12 protein-coding genes and 1 pseudogene are annotated in these 14,139 nt (G+C 68.8%); 8 read left to right on the top strand and 5 right to left on the bottom strand.

Annotated features, from left to right (window positions below; translation table 11 throughout):
* From HUU96_RS03595 to HUU96_RS03580, 4 genes are all read left to right on the top strand, one after another.
* Window positions 1–1,909, top strand: a 1,909-nt coding sequence (locus HUU96_RS03595; RefSeq protein WP_174291490.1) for a xanthine dehydrogenase family protein molybdopterin-binding subunit, incomplete at its 5' end; no start/stop codon positions are given.
* Window positions 1,910–2,016: 107 nt separating this feature from the next.
* The gene (locus tag HUU96_RS03590) at window positions 2,017–2,646 is read left to right on the top strand and encodes a TetR/AcrR family transcriptional regulator (RefSeq protein WP_174291489.1); all 630 of its coding nucleotides are present in this window, start codon (window positions 2,017–2,019) and stop codon (window positions 2,644–2,646) included.
* A 235-nt stretch (window positions 2,647–2,881) separates the two neighbouring features.
* Complete coding sequence (locus HUU96_RS03585) at window positions 2,882–4,357, top strand: carotenoid oxygenase family protein (RefSeq protein ID WP_254604955.1); 1,476 nt, start codon at window positions 2,882–2,884, stop codon at window positions 4,355–4,357.
* 13 nt (window positions 4,358–4,370) lie between these two features.
* Window positions 4,371–4,811, top strand: coding sequence for a DUF3617 domain-containing protein (locus HUU96_RS03580; RefSeq protein WP_174291488.1), 441 nt, complete (start codon window positions 4,371–4,373; stop codon window positions 4,809–4,811).
* Window positions 4,812–4,827: 16 nt separating this feature from the next.
* Here HUU96_RS03580 and HUU96_RS03575 read toward each other — a convergent pair whose 3' ends face one another.
* The 4 genes from HUU96_RS03575 to rph form a co-directional block, all read right to left on the bottom strand.
* The gene (locus HUU96_RS03575; RefSeq protein WP_174291487.1) at window positions 4,828–6,447 is read right to left on the bottom strand and encodes an alkaline phosphatase D family protein; all 1,620 of its coding nucleotides are present in this window, start codon (window positions 6,445–6,447) and stop codon (window positions 4,828–4,830) included.
* A 22-nt stretch (window positions 6,448–6,469) separates the two neighbouring features.
* Window positions 6,470–8,950, bottom strand: a complete 2,481-nt coding sequence (locus HUU96_RS03570; protein ID WP_174291486.1) for a TonB-dependent receptor — start codon at window positions 8,948–8,950, stop codon at window positions 6,470–6,472.
* Window positions 8,951–9,061: 111 nt separating this feature from the next.
* Window positions 9,062–9,700: an RdgB/HAM1 family non-canonical purine NTP pyrophosphatase gene (rdgB, locus tag HUU96_RS03565; RefSeq protein WP_174291485.1), complete on the bottom strand. Its 639-nt coding sequence runs from the start codon at window positions 9,698–9,700 to the stop codon at window positions 9,062–9,064.
* The gene (gene rph, locus HUU96_RS03560) at window positions 9,697–10,410 is read right to left on the bottom strand and encodes a ribonuclease PH (RefSeq protein WP_174291484.1); all 714 of its coding nucleotides are present in this window, start codon (window positions 10,408–10,410) and stop codon (window positions 9,697–9,699) included. The genes rdgB and rph overlap by 4 nt, the downstream gene beginning before the upstream one ends.
* A 64-nt stretch (window positions 10,411–10,474) precedes the next feature.
* On the opposite strand from rph, the gene hrcA reads away from it, so the two are divergent.
* The 4 genes from hrcA (at window position 10,475) to aac(6') (ending at window position 13,931) form a co-directional block, all read left to right on the top strand.
* A complete protein-coding gene (hrcA, locus tag HUU96_RS03555) occupies window positions 10,475–11,518 on the top strand; it encodes a heat-inducible transcriptional repressor HrcA (RefSeq protein WP_174291491.1) in 1,044 nt (347 codons plus the stop codon).
* A gap of 16 nt (window positions 11,519–11,534) precedes the next feature.
* Window positions 11,535–12,077 (top strand): nucleotide exchange factor GrpE, encoded by a 543-nt coding sequence (grpE, locus tag HUU96_RS03550; protein WP_174291483.1) that lies wholly within the window; start codon window positions 11,535–11,537, stop codon window positions 12,075–12,077.
* Between the two features lie 163 nt (window positions 12,078–12,240).
* Window positions 12,241–13,467, top strand: coding sequence for a threonine synthase (locus tag HUU96_RS03545; protein ID WP_174291482.1), 1,227 nt, complete (start codon window positions 12,241–12,243; stop codon window positions 13,465–13,467).
* A gap of 5 nt (window positions 13,468–13,472) precedes the next feature.
* Window positions 13,473–13,931 carry an aminoglycoside 6'-N-acetyltransferase gene (gene aac(6'), locus HUU96_RS03540; protein WP_254604954.1) on the top strand — a complete coding sequence of 153 codons (459 nt, stop codon included), beginning with the start codon at window positions 13,473–13,475 and terminating at the stop codon, window positions 13,929–13,931.
* Here the strand turns inward: aac(6') and HUU96_RS03535 are convergent.
* A pseudogene (locus tag HUU96_RS03535) lies at window positions 13,883–14,139 on the bottom strand (hypothetical protein); the annotation flags it as partial. The gene aac(6') and the pseudogene HUU96_RS03535 sit on opposite strands and share 49 nt — an antisense overlap.

Genomic DNA, 14,139 nt, shown 5'->3' with positions numbered 1-14,139 from the left:
GCCGCCGACGCCGACGATCACCACCGACATCACCTATCGCGGTCAGCCGGTGGCGCTGGTGGTGGCCGAGACGCTGGAAGCGGCGATCGAGGGCGCGGAGGCGATCCGGCCGAGCTATGCCACCGAGTCGTTCGTGGCGGTGATCGACAGCCCGGGCACGACGCGCGAGCCCTTCCGGCCGACCAAGACCGGCGATCCGGCGCATGCCTTCACGACCGCGACGACGACGATCGACGCGCACTACGTCGCGCCGGCGCAGCACCACAACCCGATCGAGATGCTGTCGACAACCGCGGTCTGGAAGGATGGCAAGCTGACCATCTACGAGGGTACGCAGGGCGCGGGCATGGTCCGTCAGGCGGTCGCCCGCTCGCTCCACATCGACCAGGCGATCATCGAGGTGAAGAGCCCGTATATCGGCGGCGCGTTCGGGCAGAAGGGCTCGATCCAGCGCCAGTCGGCGATCGTCGCACGCGCGGCGATGGTGACCGGCCGGCCGGTCAAGCTGGTGATGCCGCGTGGCCAGATCTTCCACAACGCCACCTTCCGGCCGCGCAGCCGCCACCATGTTACGCTGGGCGCGGACGCGGCCGGCAAGCTGGTCGCGATCCGCTACGATGCCGATCACCAGCAGTCGCGCAAGGGCGGCTTCCCGCCCGCCTATCACGAGACGCCGCCGCGCATGTACGGGGTGCCGGACTATGACGGCACCTCCGCCAACGTACGCATCGACACGCAGGACCCCGGGTTCATGCGTGCGCCCAACCCGCACCCGGCGCACTTCGCGTTTGAGAGCGCAATCGACGAGCTGGCCTACAAGGTGAATCGCGATCCCGTCGCGTTCCGGCTCGACCATCGTGCGACGATGGACCCGGTCAGCAACACACCGCTGTCGTCCTGCTTCCTCAACGAGTGCCTCACCGAGGGCGCACGCCGGTTCGGCTGGGAGCGGCGGACGATGGCACCGAGTTCGATGACGCTGCCCGACGGCACGCTGGTCGGCTGGGGCGTCGCCGGCGGTGCCTATCCAGGCCCGACGACGCCGACCATCGCCACGCTGCGCATCACCGCCGACGGCCGTACCCAGTTCGCGGTGGCGGGGCACGAGATGGGGCAGGGCATCCGCACGGCAATCGCGCAGTTGCTCGAGCGCGAGCTGGGGATCGACACCGCCCGGCTGGAGATCCTGATCGGCGACACCAGTGCCGCGCCGCAGCATCTCACCGCCGGTTCGTGGGGGACGATGAGCGTCATCCCGGCGGTGGTGAAGGCGTCGGCGCAGATGAAGGCGCAGCTCGCCGAGCTGGCCGCCGGGCGGACGTTGACGGGGACGGTCCATCAGCAGCTGGCGACGCCCCGCCGGCCGTTTCTGCAGGTCGAGGTGTCGAACATCGCGCCCGGTCAGGACGCCACCGCGCTAGACAAGCTGCGCTCGGGCGACTTCGCGCGCGGCGGGCCGACCTACCCGACGTTCACGACGGTCAGCTACATCGCGCATTTCGTCGAGGTCCGGGTCGAGCCGCGCACCCGCCGCGTCCGCGTGCCGCGCGTGGTCAGCATCTGCGACGGCGGCCGCATCGTCAGCCCACGCACCGCAGCCAGCCAGGTGCGCGGCGGCGTCACCATGGCGATCGGCTCAGCGCTGCGCGAGGAGACCGAGGTCGATCCGCGCTATGGCGGCTGGTTCAACGCCGACATCGCCGACTATGTCATGCCGGTGAATGCCGACATCGGCGAGATCGAGGTCGGGTTTATCAATCGTCCCGATCCGCTGATCAACGTCATCGGTGCCAAGGGCGTAGGCGAGATCTCTATGGTCGGCGCTGCCGCCGCCGTCGCAAACGCGGTGTACCACGCGACGGGCAGGCGCATCCGCAAGATGCCGATCCGGATCGAGGACGTGATCTAGCCGGGCGATGCCGTCGCGGTCAGGCCGATGGCCAGCGATCCGCTTGCGATAGGCGGTGAGCCGGTTATGGCTTGGTGACGATATCACGCGGGACTGCGAGGCCGATCATGGCGACCCAGCACAAGGCGGTGACGCGTCGAACGCAGGCGGAGCGTCGGCAGGAGACCCAGGCGGCGATCCTGACGGCGGCGCTGCAGTCGCTGGTCGAGGAGGGCTATGCCGGGTTCAGTGCGATCGGCGTCGCCGCCCGCGCCGGGGTGTCGCGCGGCGCGCAGGAACATTATTACCCCAAGAAGATCGACCTGGTCACGGCGGCGACCGCCCACGCGCTCGACGAGGCGATCGCCCATGCCCGCGCGACCTCGTCGACGATCGGCTCGCCGGAAACCGCGATCGACGAGTTCCTGGCCGAGTCGGAGGCGTTCTTCTTCGCGCCCGCGTTCACCGCGCTGATGGAGATCGTCATCGTCGCGCGCTCGGACAAGGCGCTTGCGAAGATCGTCTACCCGGTGCTCGCCAGTTCACGGCGCGAGCTCGACCGCATCTGGCTCGATGCGCTGGTCCATGCCGGCTATGCCAGGGCCGACGCCGAGCAGTTCATCGAATTGTCCCAGTATCTGCTGCGCGGCATCTTCTTCGTGAACACCTGGCTGCCCTACCATGTGCAGCGCACCGCGACGCTCGAAGCCTGGCGCAAGCTCGCCCCCCTAGTCCTGCGGCCGCCCAGGCCGGCGTAGCAGGCGCTTTGGTCGCGCAATCCGTCGCACCGTTCCGTCTGCCGCCCTATCCAGCTAAATCGACGGGCATCGGCCTTGTTGCGGATCATGTGGTGAGGCGGCCGCGTTGATGGTTGTGAGGATGACCCGATGTTGCCCGGTCGCCGACGATCAAGGACCAACCGATGGCCGACAAGAAGAATGGTGTCGGTATCGCCCGATCCGGCGACCGCCCGTATCAGACGCTGAGCCCGGCATGACCGTATTGCGCCGGGCGGCTTTCGCCGACAGCGTTTCGCAGGCGGTCGATGGCGTCGTCGGGGCGGTGCTGTCGCCGGTTGTCACCGCGGTCGCCGCGTTCAACCGGCGGCGGCTGCCGCCGCGCGACGCGCCGCATCCGCTGCTGACCGGCATCCACCAGCCGATGACCGAGGAACTGACGCTCACCGACCTCGCCGTCGAGGGCGCGATCCCGCCGCAGCTCGACGGTCGCTATGTGCGCATCGGCCCGAACCCGGCCGCACCGGACCCGCGCTCCTACCATTTCTTCACCGGCGACGGGATGCTTCATGGGGTCCGCCTTCAGGACGGTCGGGCGCTGTGGTATCGCAACCGCTGGATCCGCTCCGACGAAGTGGCAAAGGCGCGCGACCTGCCAGCCGCGCCGGGGCCGCGGCATGTGTTCGACACCGTCAATACCAGCGTGCTGGGTCACGCCGGCAGCGGCTGGGCGCTGGTCGAGGCGGGCAGCACGCCGGTCCGCTTCGACGAGCATCTGGAGTCGCAGCGTTACGACGATTTCGGCGGCACCTTGCCCGGATCGTTCACCGCCCACCCGCGCCGCGATCCGGCCACGGGCGAGCTTCACGCGCTGTGCTACGAGGCGACCGATCCCAAGCGCCTGCGCTACAACACCGTCGACGCCGCCGGACGGGTGCGGCGGTCGGTGACGATCCCGGTGGCGCACGGCCCGTTGATCCACGACTGCGCGATCACGCAGCGCTACGTCATCGTCATGGACCTGCCGCTTACCCTGTCGATGCGGGTCGTGCTGTCGGGGAACGGCTTCCCCTATCGCTGGAACGAGAAGCATCCCGCCCGGATCGGGCTGCTGCCCCGTGACGGCGAGGCGGACGACATACGCTGGATCGCGCTCGACCCGTGCTTCGTGTTCCACACCGCCAACGCGTTCGACCTGCCGGACGGGCGGGTGGCGCTCGACGTGATCGCCTATGACCGCATGTTCGCGGGCGACAACCTCGCTCCCGACGAACAGCCGCGCGGACTGGAGCGCTGGACGATTGATCCGATGGCCGGGACGGTGGAACAGCGCGTGATCGACCCCGCGCCGCAGGAGCTGCCGACCATCGACGCCCGGCGCACCGGGCTCCCCTATCGCTACGCCTATGCGCTCGGGCTGCCGGAGGAGATGACCGAGACGCTGGTCGGCGAGGCACCCTTGCTCAAGCACGATCTGGAGCGCGGCGTCCGGCACCTCCACGCCTTCGGACCGGGGCGCATCGCCGGCGAGTTCGTGTTCGTGCCGCGCTCGCCCGACGCGGCCGAGGATGACGGCTGGCTGATGGGCTTCGTCATCGAGGCGGACGGCAGCGGCACCGCGCTGGAGATCCTGGATGCCGCAGATATCGAAGCGCCGCCGATCGCGAGCGTGCGCATCCCGCACCGCATTCCGCCCGGTATCCATGGTGCGTGGTTGCCGACATGGCGGTAGGAGCGGTACACGGATGCACATGCTCAGATATCTCGCTCCCGTCCTGGTCCTCGTCCCCGCCTCGGCCTCGGCGCAGGCGGTCCAGCCCGGCAATTGGGACGTCACGTCCAAGGTCGTCGACCTTGCCATTCCGGGCGTGCCCGGCTTCCTGGCGCGAATGATCAAGGGCAAGTCGAAGGCCGAGCACAAGCGGCTGTCGGCGGGGGAGGGGATCGAGGCGCTGCTGTTGCCCGATCCCAAGGCGATGTGCCGCGTCGACACGCAACGGATCGGCGACGGGCATTACGCCCAGACGCTGTCCTGCCCGCAGAAGCATGGCGAGCCGATGCACATCACCCGCACCGGCAGCTATGGCACCGGCGGTTTCGTCGGCCAGGCGACGGTGACCGGGACGACGCCCAAGGGCCCGCTGAGCATCGCGCTGGAGCAACACGCCGCCCGGGTCGGCGGCTAGCTGACGGCGCGCCCGGCTAGACGAGGCTGGGGCGGCCGCGCAGCATCGCCGCGCTGTGCGCGATCGTGGCGCGCGGGGTGCGGGTCTTGATGGTATCGACCATGATCCAGTCGTTGCTGACCCGGTCGGCCGCCACCGTCATCGCCATGTAGCCGCGGCGCGAGGTGTCGCACCAGGTCATGTCCGGATTGGCGGCGACCAGCGCCGACGCGATCCGCCGGGGATCGGCGGTAAAATTGCCCTCATAGCCGGGCGAGGTCACGCTGTGCCCGGCGAACTCGACCGCCGCCGGCTTGCCGTCCTGCACCAGGTTGAACGCCCAGGCATTGTGGCTGTCGCCCGAGATGACGACGGTGTTGCCGCCCATGCCCTGCACCGAGCGCAGGAAGCGCGCCTTGGCGGCGGGGTATCCGTCCCAGCTGTCATAGTTGAAGGGAAGCCCGAGCTTCGCCGCGACGATGCCGCTCTCGACCCTGGCGCGCGCCCGGTCGCTCGTGCCGGTCAGCCAGCCGGTGGCGTCGGCAGGCATCACCGTCTTGCCCATCACCGTGCCGAAACCGACGATCTGCCACGGCCGGCCGCTCTTCACCGAGGCGCGCATCGCATGGGACAGCCAGACCTCCTGCTGGCTGCCCATCATCGTCTTTCCCGGATCCATCCACGCGCCGTCGCGAAACGCGGTCAGCGCGGCGACCGGGTCGGCCTGCTTGAACAACGGTGCCAACTCGGCCTGCCGGGTGCGGGCGAGCAGCCGCGTTTCGGTGCGGAACAGCGTCGCCAAGCCGCCGATGTCGTAGGTCTTCCATGGCTCATCGGACACCGGCATCCACTCGCGATAGACCTGTATCGCGGCGTCGCGGCGCAGGTTCCAATCGCCTTCGCTTGCCGGATGATGGTTCTCCGCGCCGCCTTCCCAGCTGTCGTTGGCGCTTTCGTGGTCGTCCCACGACGCGATCATCGGCAGCTTCAGGTGCAGCGCCTGGAGGTCGGGATCGGCACGGTAGCTGGCATAGCGCAGGCGATAGTCGGCTACGTGAATCGTGGCGGCGGCAGGTAGCGGCACGCGGCCGGGCACCGCGTCCTTGGCAGCTGGGTAATGGTCGGGCGCGTATTCGTAGAAGTAATCGCCGAGATGGATAACGCAGTCGAGGTCGTCGCGTGCGGCGGCATGGCCGTAGGCGTTGAACCAGCCATAGCCCATGTTGGAGCAGGAGAAGATCGCCGCGCGCCATGGCCGGGTACCGCCGCCGGGCAGGGTGCGGGTGCGGCCGGTCGGCGAGAACGAGCCGTCCGGGGCTACGAAGCGGTAGAAATAATTGCGGCCCGGCTGCAGTCCGTCGACGGTAATCTTGGCGGTATGGTCGCGCCACGGGCCGGTGATCTGCGCGCCGCCGGCGACGACATGGGCGAAGTCGGCGCTCTCCCCTACTTCGACGCGCAGTTCGGCGGCGTCGCCGCTCGCGGGCACGTAGCGCGTCCACAGCAGCACCGAATCCGCCGACGGCTCACCGCTCGCCACCGCATGGGTGAAGCCGGTCAAGCCCCCGACGGTGGCCGCGCGGGCAAAGCCGGGCAGCGACAGCGCGCCGATGCCGAACATCCCGGTGGCGATCAACGAGCGGCGGTCGATGAGCATGGCCGGGTCCTTTGCGATGCGACTAGAAATGGACCAGCGCGCTGCCGCCGAACGCGCGCGGGTTGCCGGGATAGCCCTGCACGATGCCGGTCGACCGGGTATAGCCGAGCAGGTTGATGTAGTAGGCCTTGTCGAACAGGTTGGTCACCCACAGCTGCAGGTCGAGCCGCTTGTGGTCGAGCAGCACGCCGACCCGTGCCGAGGCGAGCGCATAGGCGGTGATCCGCGCCAGCGGATCGAGGGTGATGGTGGTGTTCTGGCTCGACCGCCAGTTGACGTCGCCGATCACATAGGCGGCGACATCGGGCGCGATCTCGCGGGTATAGTCGGCGGTGCCGTCCATCGTCCAGCGCGGCGCCCAGGCGACCGTCCGCCCGGTCAGGTCGCACGACAGCGCGGTGAACTCGCCCGGGCACACTGAATTGTGGAAGCGCGCGTAATAGGCGTGGTCGAACGCGACGAAGCCCTTGAGGTGCAGGCCGGGCAGCGGCTGCGCCTCGCCCTCGACCTCGACGCCCTTGGAGCGGAGCGCGCCGACATTGGCGAGGAAGCGGGTGGCGGTGTTGCCGACGCCGATCGCCTCGTTGGCCTGGTAGTTGCGCACCAGCGTCGAGAAGGCGGTGACGTTGAAGATCAGACGGCGATCGAAGAACTCGGTCTTGAACCCGGCCTCGACATTGTCGGCGGTCTCGCCGTCAATGTCCTGCCGCGCGCCGAGCGTGATCGCCTGCGGGATGCCGGTGTCGGGGTTGCTGGCATTGTAGGGCAGGAGGTTGAAGCCCTTGGACTTATAGCCGCGCGCGTATTTGGCGTAGACCAGGAAGCCAGTCATCGGCTTGTAGCTTGCGGTCGCCTCACCCGACAGCGAGCTGTCGGTGACATGGTCAAAGGCGTTGCCGAGCTGCGCATTGGCACCCGATGGCGACAGCGCGTTGATCTGTGCGGTCGAGAGATTGCCGGGGTTGGAGGCGACATTGCCGGCGTAGCGATCGGTCTTGAACTCCCAAGTCTGGCGCAGGCCGCCGTCGAGCGCGAAGCGCTGCGCCGCGTCGGGGTGCCAGGTGACGTTGGCGAACACCGCGTCGGTGTCGGTCTTGAAGGTCGCATGGCTCGCGATGCCGAAGCCGTTGACGGCGTTGACATAAGCACCTTGCGCCCAGGTCCGCCCCGCCAGCGTCGGGAAGGCGGTGGCCGAGGGGTTGGCCGCCCAGATATTGTACTGCGAGCCGAACTGGATGCGGCTGTCGACGTCGAGCGTCTGGCGCGACAGGAAGCCGCCGATCACCGCCTCGATCGGCCGACCGTGCGGCGTCGCGAGCCGCACCTCCTGCGAGAACTGGTGCTCGGTGTTGCACGAGCCATAGTCGCGGATCGCGTAGAGTTGGGTATAGTCGTTGTCGTTCTGGGTAAAGCAGTCCCACTTCTGATAGGCGGTGATCGAGGTCAGCTCGCCCAGGCTGCCGAGGCCCCAGTCGATCTGACCGCTGCCCGAGCTGAAATGCGTGGTCGCGTTCTGGCGACCGTTGATGTTGAGCTGGCGGTCACGCACGTTGCTGACCAGCAGCGGATAGCCCGCCGCCGTCATCCGCGCCTGCAGCGCGGTCGGCAGATAGACCGACAGTGTGACGGGGGTCAGCGTCGGGAAATCTTGGTCGCCATGCGCGGCGATCAGGCGGATCGAAAGGTTGGACGCCGGCTGGACCAGCGCCTGGATGCGTAGCCCCTTGGCCTCGCGCGCGTTCTGCTCCAGTGCGTTCTGGAGGTTGGGGTAGTTGCCGTTCTTGGCCGAATAATAGCCCGACACGCGCAGCGCGACCGTGTCGCCGAGCACCGGACCCGACACGTTGACCTTGAGCTGGCGATACGCCTCGTTGCCGGCCGTTCCCTCGGCGAAGATCTCGGGGGTGAAGCTCGGCTTCTGGGTGGAGATGATGACCGCGCCGGCGGTGGTGTTCTTGCCGAACAGCGTCCCCTGCGGCCCGCGCAGCAGCTCCACCTGCGCGACGTCGTTGAAGTCGGACGAGACGATGCCCTGCCGCCCCTCATACACCCCGTCGACGAACACGCCGACCGAGCCGTCGATGCCGTCGGTGTTGAAGCCGTTGTTGCCGATCCCGCGCACGCCGAGATTGAGCTGCTTGGGGTTGGTCAGATACACCGAGAAGGCGGGCAGCTTGGTCTGGAAGTCGGTGAAGTTGACGAGGTTCTGGCGGACCAGCTCCTGCAGCGAGATGACCGTAATCGGGATCGGCACCGCCTGCGCGCTCTCGGCGCGCTTGCGCGCGACGACGGTGACGTCTTCGAGACGGTCGGCGGTGTCCGGCTCGGTCGCCAGCGGGCCCGCCTGCGCCGGCGGCGCGGTAGTGTCGGTGACCTGAGTCGCGGCCTGTTGCACGCCATCCGGTTGCGTCTGCGCCCCGGCCGTGAGGGGGAGCGCCGCCGAGGCGAGCAGGGCAGACAGGAAGTGCACGGCGCGGTGCCGCGCCACGATGGTTATGCGCATGGTGATCGGACCCCCGGACGAGTGCTCTCGCTTCGGGGCTGCGCCTAACCGTGCCTCGTGACGGGGGGATTACGGTCGTGTGATGAAACGATGACAGTCGAAGGTGACGTGCTAGAACACCGCCGCGACCAGTTGCCGGAAAGCGTCGGCGCGGTGGCTGATCGCGTGCTTCTCGGCCGGGTCCAGCTCGGCATAGGTGCGCGTGTCGCCTTCCGGCACGAACACCGGATCGTAGCCGAACCCCACCGCGCCGCGCGGCGGCCAGGTCAGCGTACCGTCGGCGCGGCCTTCGAACCACTCGACATGGCCGTCGGGCCAGGCGAGCGCGAGGACGCAGACGAAGTGCGCGTCGCGGCTCGGCGCAGGCGTTATCGCCGTCAGGGCGTCCTCGACCTTGCACATAGCCAGGTTCCAGTCGCGCGAACCATCGGCGGTTTCCGCCCAGTTGGCGGTGAACACGCCGGGGTCGCCGCCCAGCGCCTCGACGCACAGCCCGCTGTCGTCGGCGAGCGCCGGCAGGCCGGACAGGTCGGCGGCGGAGCGCGCCTTCAGCTCGGCATTGGCGAAGAAGGTGGTGCCGGTCTCGACCGGCTCGGGCAGGTCGAGCTCCTTCGCCGACACCGGCTCGATCCCGTATGGTGTCAGCAGCGTCCTGATCTCGCGCACCTTGCCCTCGTTGTGGCTGGCGATCACCAGCCGGCCGGGCGCGAGCTTGCGCACCGCCTGCGGACCGGGCAGGTCGAGGTTCATGCGACGGCGCGCGCCTGCGCGGCGAAGATGTCGGTGCAGCCGATGCGGGCGAGGCGAAGCAGGCGGAGCAGCGCCTCCTCGTCATAGGTGGCGTGTTCAGCGGTCGCCTGCGCCTCGGCGATGTGGCCGTTCTCCAGCAGCACGAAATTGGCGTCGGCGTCGGCGTTGGAATCCTCGTCATAGTCGAGGTCGAGCACCGGGTTGCCCTGATAGATGCCGCACGACACCGCCGCGACCTTCTGCCGGATCGGATCGCTGGTGAGCTTGCCGCTCTTCAACAACCCATCGACCGCGAGGCGCAGCGCCACCCAGGCACCGCTGATCGACGCCGTGCGCGTGCCGCCATCGGCCTGTATCACGTCGCAATCGAGCACGATCTGCCGCTCGCCAAGCGCCTTCATGTCCATCACCGAGCGCAGCGAGCGGCCGATCAGCCGCTGAATCTCCTGCGTGCGGCCGGACTGCTTGCCCTTGGCCGCCTCGCGATTGCCGCGGGTATGGGTGGCGCGGGGCAGCATCCCGTATTCGGCGGTGACCCAGCCCTCGCCGCGCCCGCGCATGAACGGGGGAACCCGCTCCTCGACGGAGGCGGTGACGAGCACCTTGGTATCGCCGAATCCGATCAGGACGGACCCTTCCGCGTGGCGCGTGAAGCGCGGTTCGATGCTGATGCTTCGCATCTGGTCGGGGCTGCGGCCGCTGGGGCGCATGATCATCTCCTGCTGGTTGGCGGCGGCCCTAGACGGGCGAGCGGAGACGCGCCAGTGGTGGCGGATGGCGACCCCGCCGATCACCGAGCTCAACGCCCGCGCGCGCGACATCTTCCGGGTGGTGGTCGACAGCTATCTGGCGACCGGCGCGCCGGTGGGGTCGAAGACGATCGCGCTCGCCGCCGGACTCAACCTGTCGCCCGCCTCGATTAGGGGCGTGATGCAGGAGCTGGAGGAGCGCGGCCTGCTCGCGTCCCCCCACACCAGCGCCGGGCGTATGCCGACCGATGTCGGATTAAGGCTGTTCGTCGACGGCATGATGCAGGCGATGGAGCCGACCGCGGACGAGCGCGCGCAGATCGAGGCGCGGGCGGCGGGCGGTGGTCCGGTCGAGGAGGCGCTAGCCGCCACCACCGCGGCGCTTTCCGGCCTGTCGGCCTGTGCGGGGCTGGTGCTGGTGCCCAAGCGCGAGCTGACGTTGCGCTCGATCGGCTTCGTGCCGCTGTCGCGGAGCCAGGCGCTGGCGGTGCTGGTCAGCGACGACGGCGCGGTCGAGAACCGGGTCGTCGACCTGCCGCCTGGCATGAACCCCTCGGCGCTGGTGGAGGCGGGCAACTATATGTCGGCGACGCTCGCCGGGCTGACGCTGGCGGAGGCGCGGGCGCGGGTCGAGCGGGAGATGGCGGACGGCCGTGCCGCGCTCGACGGAGCCGCACGCGCACTGGTCGAGCGCGGGCTGGCGGTGTGGAGCGAGGATGGCGAGCGCAGGCCGATCCTGATCGTGCGCGGGCAGGGGCGGCTGATCGATGCCGCCGCCGCCGCCGACCTCGACCGGGTGCGCGACCTGCTCGACGACCTGGAGGGGAAGCAGGAGGTGGCGGGGTTGCTCGATTCGGCCAGCGCCGGCGATGCGACGCGCATCTTCATAGGTGCCGAGAACCGGCTGTTCGCGCTCAGCGGCTCGTCGGTGATCGCGCGGCCGTTCCGGGGGACGGACGGGCGGGTGGTCGGCGTGGTCGGCGTGATCGGCCCGACGCGGTTGAACTATGCGCGCGTCGTGCCGATAGTGGACTTCACGGCGGCGACGCTGGCCCGGCTGATGGGCTGAGATTACAGGGACGATGATGACCGACGAGACGAACACCGAAGCCGAAACGCTGCGCGAGGAAACCGCGCAGGACGCGCCCGAGCTGGCCGAGCACGACCGCGTGAAGGAACTGGAGGCGCAACTCGCCGAGGCGAAGCAGGCGACGCTCTATGCGCAGGCCGACATCCAGAACGTCCGCCGCCGTGCCGAGAAGGACGCCGCCGACGCGCGCAGCTATGCCGCGACTAATTTCGCGCGCGACATCCTGTCGGTGTCCGACAACCTCCAGCGCGGGCTGGCGGCGATCCCCGCGGAGCTGCGCGCCGACGAGAAGATGAAGGGGCTGGTCACCGGGCTGGAGGCGACCGGCCGCGAGCTGGACAGCGTGTTCCAGCGCCACGGCATCACAAAGATCGCGGCACTGGGCGAGACGCTCGACCCCAATCGCCACCAGGCAATGATGGAGATGCCGAGCGGCGAGCCGGCCGGCACGATCGTGCAGGAGATGCAGACCGGCTACATGATCAAGGACCGCCTGCTGCGCCCGGCGCTGGTGGCGGTTGCGAAGGCGGCGGAATAGCTAACGCCCATGCACATAGTGGCTGAATTTCTGCTTGATTGTTTGGGAGCGGCGATTCCAAACAGTTAGAAGTCACTGTGGATTTGGCTTGCCCTCGTGTTGATTGTGCTCATTGCAATGGTGATATTTTGGCCGAAGTGACGTCTGAGCGGCAAGGGTACCTATGAATCCCAATCTTACCACCGATCGCCCAACTTTTGTCACGCACCTCGAATGCTCGATCACCGGCGATCGCTACGAGGCGGATACGCTCCACGGCCTGTCGCGGGCCGGGCGGCCGTTGCTGGTGCGCTACGACCTCGATGCGGTGCGCGCTCACCTGCCCAAGGCGATGCTGGAGGCGCGAGCGACCGACCTGTGGCGCTGGCGCGAGCTGCTGCCGGTGCGGCACACGAACAACATCGTCAGCCTGGGCGAGATCGAGACGCCGCTGATCCCGATCCCGCGCTCGGCCGGCTCCGCCAACGTGCTGGTCAAGGACGAGGGTCGCCTGCCAACCGGCAGCTTCAAGGCGCGCGGGCTGGTGATGGCGGTGGCGATGGCGAAGGAGCTGGGCGTGACCCGCATCGCCATGCCGACCAACGGCAACGCCGGCGCGGCGCTCGCCGGCTATTGCTCGCGGATCGGCATCGAAACGATCGTGTTCTGCCCCGCCGACACCCCCGAGATCAACGTGCGCGAGATCGCGATGCAGGGCGCGCGGGTGTGGCGGGTCAACGGCCTGATCGACGAATGTGGCGCGATCGTCGGCAAGGGGGCGGCGGAGGGCCGCTGGTTCGACTTTTCGACCCTCAAGGAGCCGTACCGGATCGAGGGCAAGAAGACGATGGGGCTGGAGCTGGCGGCGCAGCTCGGCTGGAAACTGCCCGACGCGATCTTCTATCCGACCGGCGGCGGCACCGGACTGATCGGCATGTGGAAGGCGTTCGCCGAGCTGGAGGCGCTCGGCTGGATCGGGCCGGAGCGGCCGCGCATGTACGCGGTGCAGGCGTCGGGCTGCGCGCCGATCGTCCGCGCGTTCGAGGCGGGCGAGGAACATGCCGAGCGGTGGGAGGACGCGCATACCGTGGCGGCGGGCATCCGCGTGCCCAAGGCGGTCGGCGACTTCCTGATCCTGCGCGCAGTGAGGGAGAGCGGCGGCAAGGCGCTGGGCGTCGGCGATCCGGCGATCCTGCGCGCGGTCGATGATTGTGCGCGGAAAGATGGGTTACTGCTCTGCCCCGAGGGCGGCGCGACGCTGGCGGCGTACCGCCAGGCGCTGCTCGACGGCGAGGTGGATGAGGACGAGAGAGTCGTCCTGTTCAACTGCGCGACGGGGCTGAAATACCCGATGCCAGCGGCGGACAACGCACTCGACAAGAACGCGCCGATCGATTTCGGGGCTTTGTGATCGTCGTGGCCGCCGGCGCCCAGCATGTCGACGACTGGGCCCGCCTTCGAGCGCTGCTCTGGGCCGACGAGAGCGTCGACGAGCATCGTGCCGCAATTGTCGGGTGGCTCGCCGGCGAGGATCATTACGCCGTTGTCGCGCTCGACGGGAGCGCGGTCATCGGGTTCGCGGAGGCGAGCATCCGGCGCGACCACGTCAACGGCTGCAACACCTCGCCCGTCGCTTTTCTTGAGGGGCTGGCGGTATCGCCGGCGTACCGCCGTCGTGGCTTCGCCCGTGCGCTGACCCGTGCGGTGGAGGCATGGGGCGGTACCCGCGGCTGCCGCGAGCTTGGCTCCGACGCGGACCTGCAGAACGATGAAGGTCGGGCGCTGCACCGCGCGCTCGGCTTCGAGGAGCGCGAGCGGGTGGTCTTCTATCGCAAGCTGCTCGACGATGCACCGAACGGCAGCACACTTTCGTAACGCGCCAGCTCCGGCGCTCCCGCCACCCTCACCCCTTGTCGCAACAGGAACGCGTGCCGGACGATCTCCGCCTGCTGCTCGATGCCGTAGCGCGCCAGCGGCCGGCCGGGGATGAAGCTGTAGCCGTAGCGGCAGAAGGGATGGCGTGCGAGTGGCAGGATGACGCCGCGCTGGTGCTGCCAGAGCTGTTGCGCGAGCGGCGTGAGGT

It is taken from the genome of Sphingomonas bacterium (assembly GCF_903644135.1).
GTDB lineage: Bacteria > Pseudomonadota > Alphaproteobacteria > Sphingomonadales > Sphingomonadaceae > Sphingomonas.
Note: the sequence above shows the minus strand (reverse complement) of the source record. Positions and strands in the feature narration are given on the sequence as shown.